Genomic DNA, 15,248 nt, shown 5'->3' with positions numbered 1-15,248 from the left:
TAGTTTATTGTATTATTAAGATAAGACATAAACACGGTGTCATCCTAGAAAGGAAATGATTATGGCTTGGAAATTTGATAATAACATCCCCATCTATATTCAAATCAGCAATACTATTAAATTGCAGATTGTGACTAATCAATTAAAATCTGGAGATAAACTTCCCACTGTTCGTGACTTAGCCGAAATTGCTGGCGTCAATCCAAATACCGTTCAGCGCGCTTTGTCTGATTTAGAAACGGAAGGCTTTGTTTACTCGGTTCGTACAACAGGTCGCTTTGTAACAGATAATCAAGAATTGATTACACAAACTCGCCTACATTTAGCACAAAAGGAACTCGAGAATTTTGTGAACAATATGTTAGATTTGGGGTTCAAACACGACGACCTCACTGGCCAGTTAGATGATTATTTGAAAGGAGTCACTTATGAATAACGCATATACTTTGGTTGAGCTACAACAAGTTTCAAAATCTTATGGTGGAGCTGTCGCCCTAAATAATGTCAATTTGAAGTTGACTGCTGGAAAAATCATAGGACTTTTGGGACCAAATGGTTCGGGTAAAACGACCATGATTAAATTGATCAACGGTCTGTTGCAACCAGAATATGGTCAAGTATTGATCAATGGTCGCACCCCATCGCCAGAAACCAAGGCAATTGTGTCTTATCTCCCAGATACGACTTATCTCGATGAGCATATGAAAGTGCTCGAAGCAATTACATTTTTTGAAGATTTTTACGCTGATTTTGATAAGGAGCGTGCTCTCCATCTTTTACAAGATTTGGGCATTGATTTAAACAGTCGTATGAAACATCTCTCTAAGGGGAATAAGGAAAAAGTCCAACTCATTCTGGTGATGAGCCGTCAAGCACAGCTGTATGTTTTAGATGAGCCAATTGGTGGTGTTGACCCTGCCGCTCGAGACTACATTTTAAAAACCATCGTCAACAACTACTCTCCGACTGCCTCTGTTATTATCTCTACTCACTTAATTTCAGATGTCGAGCAAATTTTGGACGAGGTTATTTTCCTACACTACGGAAGTGTTATTCGCCATGGAAATGTAGATGACTTGCGAATTGAAAGTGGAGAATCTATTGATGAACTCTTCCGCCAAGATTTTAAGGCTTAGTTAGAAGGAGATTGCTATGTTTAAAAAATTATTGAAATACGAATTTCAATCCGTAGGTAAATGGTATTTGGGAATTTATATTGCAGCTCTAGCCCTATCAGCAGTACTTGGTTTTTGGCTACAAGCATTGACCCTCCGTGCACAGGCTGGTAATACTGAACCTGGTGGTGGAGAGATGGTCTTATTGGGAACCTCCTTTATGACTTTCGGAGTTTTGATTGCGGCACTCTTCCTATCAACATTTGTCCTAGTCATCAATCGTTTTAGAAAAAATGTTTATGGCCGACAAGGTTATCTCACTATGACCTTGCCCGTATCTAGCCATCAAATCATCTTAAGCAAACTGCTTGCATCTATTGTTTGGTATATCTTGGCAGGGATTACTTGTTTACTTTCAATCGGAATCATCCTTGCAGTCATTCTAGTAGCAAGCGAAGAGGCTATTATGCCAGAAATACAAACTTTTGTTCAAGATATCGACTGGACAGTTCTATTCAGTCAGATTGTCTATTATTTAATTGAAATTACTACTGGTATCCTTTTGATCTACTTCTCTATATCTGTCGGTCAATTATTCAAGGATCATCGCTTCCTCTTTGCAATCTTGACGTATATCGGCATTCTCATCGTTACTGGAGTATTTAGCACTTTCTTTGTCCTAAGTAACTTAGAAACAACTTATTCTACACCATTTTCTCTCTATCCAAGTCCAGTCTTAGCATTAGTCAATATTATCCTAGCTTTTGCTTACTACTTTGGAACCCACTTCATTATGACAAAGAAATTAAATCTACAATAAAAAGCTCTTTACTGGTCTAATCGACCGGTATAGAGCTTTTTTTCTTAATACTGTTGGTCTAGGAGTTCCAACAAAACTTTCTTTTCTTCTTCGCTGGCAAAACTTGCCTGAATAGCGTTTTGATTGAAGCGATAAAAATCAGCCTTGCTAGTCCCAAAATATTCTACAAATAACTGATATTCTCTATTAAGTGTAGTATTAGAAACGGTACGATTATCTGTGTTGATTGTGATGGTTGCTCCTGCCTCAACTAGCTCACGATATGGAAAATACTCAATCGAATCAGCTGCACCAGTTTGAAGATTCGATGTTAGGCACATTTCAAGTGTTGCTCCGCTATTGACAAAAGCTTGGATAGCTTCAGGATTGCGAGTAAGTGCTGTGCCATGACCAATCCTTCTAATCCCAAGTTCAAGAGCTTGAATCACATTGGTCACACATCCACATTCTCCGGCATGGAAAGTCATGGGATAACCTAGTGACTGAGTAAATTGAATAATATCCCGAAGTTCTTCCGTAGGATAGTCTGCTTCATTTCCTGCGAAATCAAATCCCACAAGTCCTTTTGGTGCCAAATCAGCAATAGCCGAAAAGAGTTCCTTCGTTTGATTCGGATTCGTTTGCTTTAAACCACAAACCAAAAGTTTAGCAACCACTCCAAAATCTTCCTGCCCCCTATTTAGTCCAACTAAAACTGCTGAGACCGCTTCTAAAATAGTCAAATCTTGATCCGTCGACAGTTCTGGTGCAAAACGAACCTCAATGTAAATGATCTTATCTCTTGCAGCTTGTCGTACAAGATCATAGGCTGCCAATTCTAAAGCTGATGCAGTTTGTAAGAGTGGGCGAACAAAATCAAATAACTTTAAATAAGCCATTAAACTATCAACTTTTCCATGAACACTAACTAATTTTCTTAATGCTTCATCTTCTGCAGGAATAGTGATTTTAGCCATCTGTGCCAATTGTCGAATGACTCCGAGGGACAATGAGCCATCCAAATGACAATGCAACTCTGTTTTGACCAATTCATTTACATTCAACACTGTTAACACAACCTCCGTCTGGTATATTGTTAACTATCATATCATATTTTTGAAGAAAAACAAGAATTTTACCATAAAACCTGAACTTTCACTTGTTTTCAGTTGTATCATTCACAGACAAAAAAAGAACGACTATCAGTCGTTCTTCAATAACATACGGAAGACATGGGATTCGAACCCACGCACGCTGTTACACGCCTACCGCGTTTCCAACACGGCCTCTTGAGCCTCTTGAGTAATCTTCCATATATGGAGCTGGTGGGAGTCGAACCCACGTCCAAACACCTGCTAACTTATTCGTCTACAACCATAGGTTATGTCTTGCTTTAACTTGAACTCGATACATAACTCAAACCTAGACCAAGCGAGTCAGTAAATCTCTTTTGGAACTGCCTGACTCAATCCCAACGTAGCTTGCTATTTTAAGACCAATCAGCAAACACAAGCAATTCGCGACTGGTCACGCAGGCAGGTTATTAAGCTGCTAATGCGTAAGTGTTTGTATTTTTTGCAGTTATATTTAACTGGCATTTTTACATCTGCCGATGAGTTGCAGAACAAGCCTCATAATGCCTGTCGAATCCGTAACAACCCCGTAGGATTTGATACAGGAATTATTATAGCAGAATTTTTTATAAATAGCAAAATTATTTTACATTTTCCTTACAATTTAAAAAAATTTTGAAATATGGTAAAATGAAAGTATGTATAAATTTTGGCAAAAAACCATTCAAGTATTAAGTATTTTGACCCTTATCGGGACTGCTATTTTTCTGTTTTGGCTCTATAAGATTGGCATTTTGAACGACCAAAATGTCTTAAGCGATTTAATCAAAAGCCAAGGTGCTTTAGGTAGCCTCTCCTTTTTAGCTATTCAGATTATTCAAGTTGTATTTCCGATTATTCCAGGCGGTGTTACGACTGTTGTGGGTTTCCTCGTATTTCATTTTTGGTGGGGATTCTTTCTCAATTATCTTGGAATTTCAATCGGTAGTATCATCCTTTTCTGGTTGGCTCGTCGCTATGGAAAGAAATTTTGTCTCCTCTTCATGTCTGAAGATACGTTTTACAAATATGAAAGCAAAATTGATAATAAACGTAGTTATGAAATTTTCTTTATTCTCTGCATGCTTTCTCCCATTTCTCCAGCTGACATAGTGGTGATGATTACTGGATTAACAAGCATGAGTTATCGGAAATTTATTATTATCACTTTACTTTGTCGCCCTTTCTCAGTTGTGGCCTATAGCTTCTTTTGGATCTATGGAAGCCAATGGTTGCAGCAATTATTAGGATAAAGATGAACACCCTTATCTTCGGACAAGGGTGTTTTGTTTATTCTACAATCTGCTGATACATATACGGTCGACGGTCTCTAAAGAGTCCCCAATCCAAACGCTCACGCGCTCCCTTGTCCAAATCATAAGTAGCAAGTAAGATTGTCTCTTCCTCACGTCCAGCCTTGGTCAAAATGTCTCCTGTTTCATCTGTCAAGAAAGAGGAGCCATAGAAACGCAAGCTAGACGATTGACCACCATTTTCTTCAGAAGGCTGCACTTCTTCCAAGCCAATACGGTTGGCTGCAATGACCGGCGTGATGTTGGCCGCTGCATGGCCCTGCATAGTCCGCTGCCAATGGCCTTGACTGTCTGTATCCAAAATCGGCTCTGAGCCGATAGCTGTTGGATAAAAGAGTAATTCTGCTCCATTCAGTGCCAAACAGCGAGCTGTTTCTGGAAACCATTGGTCCCAGCAGATGCCGATGCCAATCTTAGCGTAACGTGTTTCCCAGACCTTGAATCCAGTATTTCCCGGTGTGAAGTAAAACTTCTCCTGATAGTAATGATCGTCAGGGATATGGGTCTTGCGGTAAACTCCCAAAACACTACCATCCGCATCAATGACCGCAATGGAATTGTAGAGGCTGTTTCCATCTTTTTCATAGAAAGAAATAGGAAATACCACCTGTAATTCTTTGGCGATAGGAATAAAGTGCTGAACAGCATCATTTTCCTCTACAGACTTGGCATAGTTATAATAATCATACTGGCGTTCTTGACAAAAATAAGGACGCTCAAAGAGTTCAGGCAGGAGAATAATCTGCGCTCCCTGACCAGCAGCCTGTCTGACCAAACGCTCTGCAGTTGCCAGATTTTCCCAAAGATTCTGACTACACTGCATCTGGACAGCTGCTACAGTAACATTTCTCATATTATTTATCCTTTTCATAAATTCTTTATGGAAGATAGAATGTACCTGTGATAAGGAAAGGCGGTACAGGCTATACTAGAGTATGCCAAACCGACTTGACGCTATATCAGGGACATTTAGCCCCATAAAGAGGGATTTGCTGGGTAATACAGTGAATATTCCCACCTCCAAGTAGGATGTCGCGGGCTGGTATGCCGACAACTTTTCTGGTTGGAAAAAGCTGCGCTAGGAGATGCAATGCCTGCGCATCATGCTCATCATCAAACTGGGGCACCAGAACCGCACCGTTGCTGACGTAAAAATTCACATAGGAAGCTGCCAAGCGTTCGCCAGCAGTCCGTTCTTCTTCCCCCACTTCATAGACATAGCCTGGCAAATCCTCTTCCGTTATTAGAATTGGATGTTTTGGAATAGGCAGTTTATGAACGGTCAACTTTCTACCCTTGGCATCCACTTGCTTTTCCAAGTAGTCCAAATCAGCCTTGGACATGGTATGTTGGGGGTTTGCCTCATCATCCGTCCAGGCTAAAACTATCTCGGCTGGACCAACAAAGGCTGCAACATTGTCCACGTGCTCATTGGTTTCATCATTGAAGATACCATAAGGCAGCCAGAGGACCTTTTCAGCTCCGAGAGTATCTAGAAGCACTTGCTCAATCTGGACCTTGGTCAGATGAGGATTGCGGCCTGGGCTGAGCAAACAGGATTCGGTCACCATGATGGTTCCTTCACCGTCGCTATGGATGGCTCCTCCTTCTAGAACAAAGGGATGGGAATCATGGACTGGCAGACCGATGGCCTGACTAAATCGACTAGCCACCTGGTCATCTGCCTCATAGTCCTGATAGAGACCGTCATAACTTCCGCCCCAAGCATTAAAGGCCCAATCGACAGACAAAGCGCTGCCATTTTCATGAACCAAGACCGTCGGACCTGTGTCACGAGCCCAAGCGTCGTTTGTGGGGATGTCCAGGTAGGCAATGCCAGCCCCCAGCATGGATTGTGCCTCCTCACGGTGAGCCTCATCCACCAAGAGATAGACCTGCTCGCTTTCAGCAATAGTTTTTATGACCTGGCTAAAGGCTTTTTTTGCCCCCTGACCATCAAAGGGCCAGGATCCTGGGCGAGTCGGCCACACCATTAGGGTTCCATGATGAGGCTCATACTCAGCAGGCATGCGATAACCCGCTGCTTTGGGACTTTCTATCATGACAACCTCCCCTTAAAATCTTCATAGCCAAATTCCTTGATAATACGGCAGTCGCCTGTCTGATCCATCAAGACCAGACTTGGTAGACCGATGCCATTGAAGGTATTGTTTTTGACAAAGGAATAGATGGCCATGTCTTCAAAGTAAAGTTTGTCACCAATCTGCACAGGTTTTTCAAAGGAATAATCGCCGATGATGTCGCCCGTCAGACAGGTATTGGAAGACAGTCTATAAGTATGGGACTTTTCACCAGCCTCAAAGCCATGACGAAGCGGTGGGCGATAGGGCATTTCCAAAACATCTGGCATGTGACAGGTAGCTGATGCGTCTAATACTAGCGTTTCAATACCATTTTCGACAATGTCTAAAACTTCTGTCACCAAATAGCCTGCATTGAGGGCAATGGCTTCACCAGGCTCAATGTAGACTTCTAATCCATAGGTTTCCTGCATGTGCTGGATTGAGGAAATCAGCAAGTCCAGATCATAATCCTCTCTGGTCACATGATGCCCTCCGCCCATATTGAGCCATTTAATACGGTGTAGATAGGGGCCGAATTTGTCCTCAACAGCATCTAAGGTCGTTTTCAAATCATCTGAATTTTGCTCGCAAAGGGTATGAAAATGCAGGCCATCCACCAAGTCCAGCAGGTCTTCTGAAAACTGATCAATGCGAACACCGAAGCGAGAACCCGTTGCGCAGGGATCATAGAGGGCATGCTCGTCTTGAGTGGAGCATTCTGGATTGATCCGCAGGCCGACACTAACTCCAGCTACTCTGCATTTGTCAATGTGCTTGCGGAGTTGGCGCTCTGAGTTAAAGACGATATGGTCTGCAATTTCCAAAATCTCCTCCAAATCCGCATCCTTGAAGGCTGGTGCAAAAACATGGACTTCGCCACTAAATTCCTCACGACCCAGCTTGGCTTCATAGAGTCCTGATGCGGTAGTTCCAGCTAGGTATTGGCTAATTAGTGGATAGGTGGCATACATGGAAAAGGCTTTTTGAGCCAAAAGTACCTTACAGCCTGTGCGGTCTTGGACAGACTTGAGAATTTCTAAATTATTGACCAGCTTAGCCTCGTCAATGACATAGGCTGGCGTTGGAACTTGATCGATTCTCATTTAGTCCACCAAAACTGGATTTTCAACAACTTGCCAAGGCAATCCGTATTGATTGAGCAAGTCCATGAATGGATCTGGATCCAATTCTTCCAAGTTGAATACACCTGGTTTTTTCCAAGTTCCGTCCATGACTAGCTTGGTTCCTATCATGGCTGGCACGCCAGTTGTGTAAGAAATAGCCTGTGAACCGACTTCCTTATAGCACTCTTGGTGGTCACATACGTTGTAGATGTAGATAGTCTTCTCCACACCGTCTTTGATCCCTGTGAAAATACAGCCGATATTGGTTTTCCCAACAGTACGTGGACCAAGGCTGGCAGGGTCTGGCAAGAGAGCTTTGAGGAATTGGATAGGCACTACTTCTTGTCCGTTAAAATTGATTGGATCAGTCCGCAAGAGGCCAACATTTTCCAAACACTTCATGTGAGTCAAGTAAGACTGACCAAAGGTCATAAAGAAGCGAATGCGTTTGACACCTGGAATGTTTTTAGCCAGTGATTCGATTTCTTCATGGTGGAGTAGGTACATATCCTTCTGCCCCACTTCTGGGAAGTCATATTCTCGCTTGATAGACATGGCTTCAACTTCTACCCATTTGCCATTTTCCCAGTAGGAACCTGGGGCAGAAACCTCACGCAGGTTGATTTCAGGGTTAAAATTGGTCGCAAATGGATAGCCGTGGTCTCCACCGTTACAATCGAGGATGTCGATATAGTGGATTTCATCAAAATAGTGTTTCAATGCGTAAGTAGAAAATACACTGGTCACACCTGGATCAAATCCGGATCCCAAAAGTGCTGTCAGCCCTGCTTTTTCAAAACGCTCCTTATAAGCCCACTGCCATGAATAGTCAAAGTAAGCCGTAAAGCCCTCTTCAGCACAGCGTTTTTCGTAGATGGCCCGCCATTCAGGGTCCTCGGTGTCCTCGCACTCATAGTTGGCCGTGTCAATATAGTCCACGCCCGTCGCCAAGCAGGCATCCATGATGGTCAAGTCTTGGTAAGGCAGGGCAACGTTCAAGACAGCTTTTGGCTGATAGCTTTCAATCAAGGCAATCACTTCTTCTACCTTGTCCGCATCCACTTGGGCAGTTTCAATTTTTACGGAAGTTTTTCCTTCTAGGGCAGCCTTCAAATCATCACACTTGGACTTGGTACGGCTGGCAATCATGACTTCCTTGAATGTATCTTCTGCCTGGCAAACCTTGCTGATGGCAACTTGGGCAACGCCGCCACAACCAATAACTAACAAACGACTCATTATTTTTTCTCCTCTTCTTCTAAAATATCTTCCACATATCGAGGCAAGAGAAATGCTCCGATGTGGAGGTTAGCGGTATAGTATTCTGTGAAAAGCTGGCGCGCCTTCCATTTTTCCTTATCATAATCTTCAATTGGATGGTATTTTTTAGAAGCAAATCCAAATAACCAATAACCCGCCGCAGATGTCGGAATATGAGCCTGATAGACACGGCTGATAGGGAAGGATTGGGTCGCCTTCCGATGCATGGAACGAAAGGCCGACTCATCTTCATCATAGAATGGCGAACCATGTTGGTAGACCATAATGCCATCTTCCTTCAAAGCTCGGTAGGCGTTGCCGTAAAATTCCTTGGTAAACAATCCTTCCGTATGTCCAAATGGATCTGTCGCATCATTGATGATGATGTCATACTCATTTTCACAGTTGCGCAAGAAACGCAGACCATCTTGTAAATAAACCTCGACCCGCTCATCTTCCAAGCCAGAGGCATAGTCTGGGAAATACTGACGACAAACTTCCACAAGGAGTTCATCTGGCTCTACAACGTCAATACGTTCGATTTCAGGATACATACTGAGAACTTGGGCAACGCCACCATCTCCTCCACCCAAAATCAATATTTTCTTAGGATTTGGATGAACTGCCATTGGTACATGTACTGCCATCTCATTGTAGACAAAGTCGTCCGCATCTGAAAAGAGAACCCGACCGTTAAGGGTCAAAATCTTTCCAAAGGCTGGCGAGTCCAATACCGCAATGTCCTGAAATTCACTCTTGCCTGCATAGAGCTGCTGGCTGGTCCGAATGGATAACTTGACATCTGGCGTTTGGACTTCTGAAAACCACATTTCCATGACTAGACCTCCTTAATGACATTTATGAAGTTGACATCTGGATCTTCCGTACCTTGGACGGAGCAACCGCGCTCCTTGGCAAAGATGATGTAGTCAACAATTTCCTGGGTCACTCGTTCTCCAGGAGCCAAAAGAGGAATGCCTGGCGGATAGCACATGACAAATTCCCCGCAGACCTGACCAATTGCTTCTTGCAGGGAACGGCTTTCCCGCTCTGCATAAAAGGCTTCCTGCGGTGACAAAACCAGCTGCGGCTGGATGTATTCTCCTGAAATCAGGTCCGAACCATCTCGTGAATAGAGTCGCTTAATGTCAGCCAGAGCTCCCACCAGCCGCTCAATGTCCTGCAAGCGGTCACCGATTGAAATATAGGCCAATATATTGCCAATGTCGCCAAATTCAATCTGGATGTCGTACTCATCCCGCAGCAAATCATAGACTTCAATCCCTGTCAGACCAATGCCCTGCGTATAGATGGAGAGCTTGGTTACATCAAAATCATGCACCGTTTTACCATCAATCAATTCTTTAGAATAGGCATAGTAGCCACCGATAGCATTGATTTCACGACGAGCATACTCAGACATTTCAATGACTTTTTCAAAAGACTCTTTCCCACGAAGGGCTAGATTTCTGCGGGAAATATCCAGACTAGCCAGCAAGAGATAGGAAGCGGATGTTGACTGGGTCAGATTGATAATCTGACGGACATACTCCACATTCATATCTGGACCAACCAATAGAAGCGAGCTCTGGGTCAGACTACCACCTGACTTATGCATGGAAACAGCTGCCATATCAGCCCCCACATCCATAGCCGCCTCTGGCAATTGGTCCGAAAAATGCAAATGCGCACCATGAGCCTCATCTACCAAAACTTTCATGCCAGCTGCGTGAGCTTTTTCAGTCAAGGTTCGCAGGTCCGAGCAGATGCCATAATAGGTCGGGTTGTTGATTAGAACCGCCACCGCATCGGGGTGTTCTGCAATAGCCCGTTCAAAGGCAGCATTTTCCAAAGCAAGAGCAATGCCAATCCGTGGCGCCACGCTCATATCCACATAGACAGGGATGGCGCCACAAAGGACAAGGGCATTGAGGGCTGACTTATGGACATTTCGGGGAAGGATAATCTTATCGCCCGCCTTACAGGTTGCCAAAATCATGGTCTGGACTGAGGAAGTGGTTCCTCCAACCATGAGAAAGGCATGACTAGCACCAAAGGCTTCTGCCGCCAACTCCTCCGCCTCTCGAATAATGGAGACAGGATGCCCTAGATTATCCAAAGGCTTCATGGAATTGACATCAATCCCCACGCATTTTTCGCCTAATAGTTCGACCAACTCTGGATTTCCGCGCCCTCGTTTGTGTCCTGGGACATCAAAGGGAACAATCCGTTTCCGGCGTAACTGTACCAATCCCTGATAAATAGGGGCTTGGTGTTGATTTTTCATATTGAAAAACTCCTTTGCTTGATGGACTCCTCCCCTTTTTTAAACAAGTAAAAAGAGCAGGGTTCATCCTGCTCTACAATCCAAATCGACGTTTTTTATTCTTCTCTTGAGTTTATGTGCCTACCGTTTCCTACTCTCCAGTGCAAATATATACGTACTTTATTGACCGTTTCACAAGATGACGTGTGCTTTCACCACACTAAATTTGATATACGAATTAGGGATGAACCCTAAAATCAACTTATAAAATGTAGGCTTTTAACCCTATCAATAATGTGGCTTACGCCACGCTTCGGCATTCGACCCGCCTGTCCGTAGGCTTTGGTTATGATCAATAGCAGAGCTACTCATCCCATATAGGTCTGATATTTGCTAGAATAGGTATGACTACTTTTCCTAGGCCTGTTTATTGTAACACGGAAATTTCTCTTTGACAAGTATAATTTTTAATATTTTTTTACAAAAAATCCAAACATTAATAAAAAAATGGCTTCAAACGTTCGAAACCACTTTGTTTTTTTATTTAATTCCTAATGCAATTCGAGCATAACGACTCATTTTTTGAACGGTCCAAGCTGGTGACCAAACCAGTCTCACATCTACTTCTGTTACTTCAGGAACATCCTTCAGTACATCATGAATTTGATCGGTGATTAGATCAGCTAATGGACAACCCATGGTCGTCAAGGTCATATCAATTTCAGCCTTGCCCTCAATAAATCGAATTTCATAAATTAGCCCTAAATTGATAATATCAATACCTAGCTCAGGGTCAATCACATCTTCAAGAGCATGAAAAATACGCTCCTGAATGTCTTTAATTTGATCTTCTGTGTACGTCATTTTTCTCTCTTTCTTGTTCACAAGTTCAATACTAGAAAAGAAACAAACCAAGTTTGTATCAAAAAGTCCACTGGACTGCGCTCTCTTTCTCATTTCAAGGGGAGCGGTTAAAAAGGTTCCCCGAACCTTGTCCGCTTTCGTGTTTCTAGGCGGACGTAAAAAACCTCCCCCAGAAAATTAGGCCTGCTCTCTTATTTTCAAGCAGGCGTTAAAAACGTCCACTGGACGTTTTTAATCCTCAATAAAGTCTCTGAGTGGTTTGCTGCGGGATGGGTGGCGGAGTTTACGGAGGGCTTTGGCTTCGATTTGGCGGATGCGTTCACGGGTTACGTTAAAGACTTTACCAACATCTTCAAGCGTGCGCATTTTACCATCATCTAAACCAAAACGAAGACGCAATACGTTTTCCTCACGGTCAGTAAGAGTATCCAATACCTCATCTAACTGTTCACGAAGAACGACACGAGTTGTGTAATCAACTGGGTTTTCAATAACTTCGTCTTCGATAAAATCTCCAAGATGACTATCATCTTCTTCACCAATTGGGGTCTCGAGTGAAACAGGCTCTTGTGCAATCTTGAGGATTTCACGAACTTTCTCAGGCGTCATATCCATACGCTCAGCGATTTGCTCAGGAGTTGGATCTTGGCCCAATTCCTGCAAGAGATTGCGTTGCTCACGGACCAATTTATTAATGGTTTCTACCATGTGAACAGGAATACGGATTGTACGCGCTTGGTCCGCAATGGCACGAGTGATAGCCTGACGAATCCACCAGGTTGCATAGGTTGAAAACTTGAATCCTTTAGAGTAGTCAAACTTGTCAACGGCCTTCATCAAGCCCATGTTTCCTTCTTGGATAAGATCAAGGAACTGCATACCACGCCCTACATAACGCTTAGCAATGGAAACAACCAAACGCAAGTTGGCTTCAGCCAAACGTTGCTTGGCTTCTGGGTCACCTGCTTCAACTGCCAAAGCTAGTTCTTGCTCTTCCTCGTTGGTCAAAAGAGGCACAACACCAATTTCTTTCAAATACATGCGAACTGGGTCGTTCACTTTTGCAGAAGTGCTTCCGAGCAATTCTTCATCAGATAATTCTGGTTCTTCCTCTACCTGCATAGCACGAGCAGAAGGGTTCCCTTCTTTATCGACAATCGAAATCCCTGCGTCCTGAATACGTTGGAGCAAATCATCGATTCCGTCAGCATCAAGCGTAAATGGAATAACCAGTTGGTCATTGATTTCATCGTCTGTAGCTGAACCTTGTTTTTTATGGTTACGGATAAATTCGGCAACTTGTACATCAAAAGTAGTTACTTCTGTTTTTTTATCTTTTTTATTTGTCATATTTACTCCATTTGTCTTCTTCTATCGAGGAGTTTTTGCAACTCATCGAGGGCAATATCTACATTTCCCACATGGGAATGTTCACGGATTTTCCGTGCTAGGTGCTGGTTCTCCTTCTTTAACAATTCCTTGTCTCGCCGAATTTCTAATTCTTCGATTTCGTGTGGAGACACTTCATTAGGTAAACGTTCTTCCTGCATACGATACCAAGCCTGTTGAGCGGAATCGTTCAACTGTGATAGTTCAAAACTGGTAATTTCCCCAGATTTTTTTAACATATCATAAATAGCTTGCAATTCTGGCGTCGCAAAATAAAAATCTTCTCGTAAACGGAACTCATTGAGAATATAAGGATGTTCAACCATCCGATAAAGTAAATGGTTTTCTGTTCGAATAAGACTCGTTATACGAGCAATCGTTTGGACTGGTGGCAAATAAGACTGACCAGTCTGTGATTGAAATACCTGTTGTGTTCTCTCCTGGCGCTGGTTCAGACGAACAGCATTTACTGCCTGTTCCACCTGATTATAATCAAAGTCAGAAAGTAAATCCGCCACCTTATAAATATAAGAATTTTGAGCTGTAATGGATGATACTTTGGCAATAATTGGTGCAATCTTATCTACAAACTCAATCTGCATTTGTAGATTGTCAGGATTTTCAGGTTTCAAGTATTGAATCAAAAACTCTACATCGCTGATTCGTGACTTGGTTAAAACCTGTTGCAAGGCTTCTTCCGAATTTTTCTGCAAAAATTCATCTGGGTCCATATTATCTGGCAAACTCACGATTTCAACCTGAAAATCTTGTAGTTCGTCCAGCGCCTTCATGGTAGCTGCCTGTCCAGCCTTATCCCCATCATAAGTCAGAACAATTTTCTTACAAAACTTAGCTAGGTGTGCAACATGCTCTCTTGTCAAAGCTGTTCCCATGGAAGCCACTGCATTATCAATCCCTACACGATGAGCAGCAATAACATCTAGAAAACCTTCCATGAGATAGGCTTCACGTTGCTTCTTAATAACCGCTTTAGCCTTGTCCAAATGATACAATTCATAGCTTTTATTGAAAATCGCAGTACTACGAGAGTTTTTATACTTAGCTAATTGTTTATTGTTTCGATCTTCTTCGGTCCAAATCCGACCTGAAAAAGCTACAATTCGACCATATTCATCCGCCAAGGGGAAAATAATCCTCGCTTGAAAGGCGTCATAAATAATATTATTCTCACTTGGATTGAACAAACCCGAATTCAATAGACTTTCTTCGTCATATTGACCTGATAGTTTTTGGTAAAGAATATTCTGTTCGGCCGGAGCTAAGCCTAGCTGGAATGTTTTTATGACATCATCTGTCAAGCCACGTTGGTGTAGATAAGCTCTAGCTTCCTCACCCATTTTGGTTGTCATCAAAAGGGCATGATAAAACTTTGCGGCATCCCGATGAATATCATACAGGACCTGATGCGGACTAATCCTTTTCTCCTCTTGATGATAGGACGGAGTTATATCTACTTGAAACCCTGCCTTCTCAGCTAAGATAGCTGCCGCATCCGCAAAAGAAACACCACGAACTTCTTCGACAAACTTGAATACATCTCCGGACTTACCACATCCAAAACAATGGTAGAACTGCTTGTCTTCAATCACATTGAAAGACGGGGTTTTCTCCCCATGAAAAGGGCAAAGACCGACATAATTACGTCCGGCCTTAGTCAAAGAAACCGTTTCACCAATAACGTCAACGATATTGAGAGCTTGTTTTATTTCAGTAATTTTATCCTTTGAAAGCACATTCCCTCCTCATATCATACTAGCTAATTTAAAAAGTGAACACTCTTCCCTTAGTTTAACATACTCTATTATATACTAAATACGGGAAAATGTAAAATTTCTAAAACAAATTACTTGTAAAATATTTTTTTATGGGTATAATAGGTTAAGTAAAATATTTATGAAAGG

Annotated in this window: 14 protein-coding genes, 1 tRNA gene and 1 other RNA gene; 4 read left to right on the top strand and 12 right to left on the bottom strand. The window is 42.6% G+C overall.

Annotated elements, in window-relative coordinates:
• Positions 1-61 precede the first annotated feature (61 nt).
• Genes K5Q22_RS04540 through K5Q22_RS04530 form a run of 3 tightly spaced genes read left to right on the top strand, consistent with a single transcriptional unit; the run spans position 62 to position 1,935 of the window.
• Positions 62-436, top strand: a complete 375-nt coding sequence (locus K5Q22_RS04540; RefSeq protein WP_014638280.1) for a GntR family transcriptional regulator — start codon at positions 62-64, stop codon at positions 434-436.
• Complete coding sequence (locus K5Q22_RS04535; RefSeq protein WP_014638281.1) at positions 429-1,136, top strand: ABC transporter ATP-binding protein; 708 nt, start codon at positions 429-431, stop codon at positions 1,134-1,136. The genes K5Q22_RS04540 and K5Q22_RS04535 overlap by 8 nt, the downstream gene beginning before the upstream one ends.
• A gap of 16 nt (positions 1,137-1,152) precedes the next feature.
• Positions 1,153-1,935: an ABC transporter permease gene (locus K5Q22_RS04530; RefSeq protein ID WP_205013656.1), complete on the top strand. Its 783-nt coding sequence runs from the start codon at positions 1,153-1,155 to the stop codon at positions 1,933-1,935.
• Positions 1,936-1,979: 44 nt separating this feature from the next.
• Here the strand turns inward: K5Q22_RS04530 and add are convergent, their stop codons facing one another.
• The 3 genes from add to ssrA all read right to left on the bottom strand — a co-directional run bounded on the left by add (position 1,980) and on the right by ssrA (position 3,576).
• Positions 1,980-2,981: an adenosine deaminase gene (add, locus tag K5Q22_RS04525; protein ID WP_205013721.1), complete on the bottom strand. Its 1,002-nt coding sequence runs from the start codon at positions 2,979-2,981 to the stop codon at positions 1,980-1,982.
• Between the two features lie 157 nt (positions 2,982-3,138).
• Positions 3,139-3,226, bottom strand: a tRNA-Ser gene (locus tag K5Q22_RS04520).
• Positions 3,227-3,228: 2 nt separating this feature from the next.
• Positions 3,229-3,576: a transfer-messenger RNA gene (ssrA, locus tag K5Q22_RS04515) on the bottom strand.
• 109 nt (positions 3,577-3,685) lie between these two features.
• Here ssrA and K5Q22_RS04510 point away from each other — a divergent pair.
• A complete protein-coding gene (locus K5Q22_RS04510) occupies positions 3,686-4,279 on the top strand; it encodes a TVP38/TMEM64 family protein (RefSeq protein WP_024385388.1) in 594 nt (197 codons plus the stop codon).
• A gap of 37 nt (positions 4,280-4,316) precedes the next feature.
• Here K5Q22_RS04510 and aguB read toward each other — a convergent pair whose 3' ends face one another.
• The 9 genes from aguB to dnaG form a co-directional block, all read right to left on the bottom strand.
• Positions 4,317-5,192 (bottom strand): N-carbamoylputrescine amidase, encoded by an 876-nt coding sequence (aguB, locus tag K5Q22_RS04505; RefSeq protein ID WP_205013657.1) that lies wholly within the window; start codon positions 5,190-5,192, stop codon positions 4,317-4,319.
• A gap of 106 nt (positions 5,193-5,298) precedes the next feature.
• Positions 5,299-6,402 (bottom strand): agmatine deiminase, encoded by a 1,104-nt coding sequence (gene aguA / locus K5Q22_RS04500; RefSeq protein ID WP_205013658.1) that lies wholly within the window; start codon positions 6,400-6,402, stop codon positions 5,299-5,301.
• Complete coding sequence (nspC, locus tag K5Q22_RS04495) at positions 6,399-7,526, bottom strand: carboxynorspermidine decarboxylase (protein WP_205013659.1); 1,128 nt, start codon at positions 7,524-7,526, stop codon at positions 6,399-6,401. The genes aguA and nspC overlap by 4 nt, the downstream gene beginning before the upstream one ends.
• A complete protein-coding gene (locus tag K5Q22_RS04490; protein ID WP_205013660.1) occupies positions 7,527-8,786 on the bottom strand; it encodes a saccharopine dehydrogenase family protein in 1,260 nt (419 codons plus the stop codon).
• On the bottom strand, positions 8,786-9,643 hold the full coding sequence (gene speE, locus K5Q22_RS04485; protein ID WP_024385393.1) for a polyamine aminopropyltransferase: 858 nt from the start codon (positions 9,641-9,643) through the stop codon (positions 8,786-8,788). Before speE ends, K5Q22_RS04490 begins: the two co-directional genes overlap by 1 nt.
• A gap of 2 nt (positions 9,644-9,645) precedes the next feature.
• Positions 9,646-11,094 carry an aminotransferase class I/II-fold pyridoxal phosphate-dependent enzyme gene (locus K5Q22_RS04480; protein ID WP_205013661.1) on the bottom strand — a complete coding sequence of 483 codons (1,449 nt, stop codon included), beginning with the start codon at positions 11,092-11,094 and terminating at the stop codon, positions 9,646-9,648.
• A 519-nt stretch (positions 11,095-11,613) separates the two neighbouring features.
• Positions 11,614-11,937 (bottom strand): metal-sulfur cluster assembly factor, encoded by a 324-nt coding sequence (locus K5Q22_RS04475; protein ID WP_002935553.1) that lies wholly within the window; start codon positions 11,935-11,937, stop codon positions 11,614-11,616.
• A 231-nt stretch (positions 11,938-12,168) separates the two neighbouring features.
• On the bottom strand, positions 12,169-13,287 hold the full coding sequence (gene rpoD / locus K5Q22_RS04470) for an RNA polymerase sigma factor RpoD (RefSeq protein ID WP_002935555.1): 1,119 nt from the start codon (positions 13,285-13,287) through the stop codon (positions 12,169-12,171).
• Positions 13,288-13,289: 2 nt separating this feature from the next.
• Positions 13,290-15,080, bottom strand: a complete 1,791-nt coding sequence (dnaG, locus tag K5Q22_RS04465; RefSeq protein ID WP_205013662.1) for a DNA primase — start codon at positions 15,078-15,080, stop codon at positions 13,290-13,292.
• Positions 15,081-15,248 lie beyond the last annotated feature (168 nt).

Source organism: Streptococcus sp. 2018162, assembly GCF_019754175.1.
GTDB lineage: Bacteria > Bacillota > Bacilli > Lactobacillales > Streptococcaceae > Streptococcus > Streptococcus hashimotonensis.
Note: the sequence above shows the minus strand (reverse complement) of the source record. Positions and strands in the feature narration are given on the sequence as shown.

Excerpts from the sequence above, each read along its gene's own strand:
- K5Q22_RS04510 (WP_024385388.1), top strand. The coding sequence starts at position 3,686 with ATGTATAAATTTTGGCAAAAAACCATTCAAGTATTAAGTATTTTGACC.
- nspC (WP_205013659.1), bottom strand. The coding sequence starts at position 7,526 with ATGAGAATCGATCAAGTTCCAACGCCAGCCTATGTCATTGACGAGGCT.
- K5Q22_RS04475 (WP_002935553.1), bottom strand. The coding sequence starts at position 11,937 with ATGACGTACACAGAAGATCAAATTAAAGACATTCAGGAGCGTATTTTT.
- rpoD (WP_002935555.1), bottom strand. The coding sequence starts at position 13,287 with ATGACAAATAAAAAAGATAAAAAAACAGAAGTAACTACTTTTGATGTA.
- K5Q22_RS04480 (WP_205013661.1), bottom strand. The coding sequence starts at position 11,094 with ATGAAAAATCAACACCAAGCCCCTATTTATCAGGGATTGGTACAGTTA.
- K5Q22_RS04535 (WP_014638281.1), top strand. The coding sequence starts at position 429 with ATGAATAACGCATATACTTTGGTTGAGCTACAACAAGTTTCAAAATCT.
- speE (WP_024385393.1), bottom strand. The coding sequence starts at position 9,643 with ATGGAAATGTGGTTTTCAGAAGTCCAAACGCCAGATGTCAAGTTATCC.
- aguB (WP_205013657.1), bottom strand. The coding sequence starts at position 5,192 with ATGAGAAATGTTACTGTAGCAGCTGTCCAGATGCAGTGTAGTCAGAAT.
- K5Q22_RS04490 (WP_205013660.1), bottom strand. The coding sequence starts at position 8,786 with ATGAGTCGTTTGTTAGTTATTGGTTGTGGCGGCGTTGCCCAAGTTGCC.
- K5Q22_RS04530 (WP_205013656.1), top strand. The coding sequence starts at position 1,153 with ATGTTTAAAAAATTATTGAAATACGAATTTCAATCCGTAGGTAAATGG.
- aguA (WP_205013658.1), bottom strand. The coding sequence starts at position 6,402 with ATGATAGAAAGTCCCAAAGCAGCGGGTTATCGCATGCCTGCTGAGTAT.
- K5Q22_RS04540 (WP_014638280.1), top strand. The coding sequence starts at position 62 with ATGGCTTGGAAATTTGATAATAACATCCCCATCTATATTCAAATCAGC.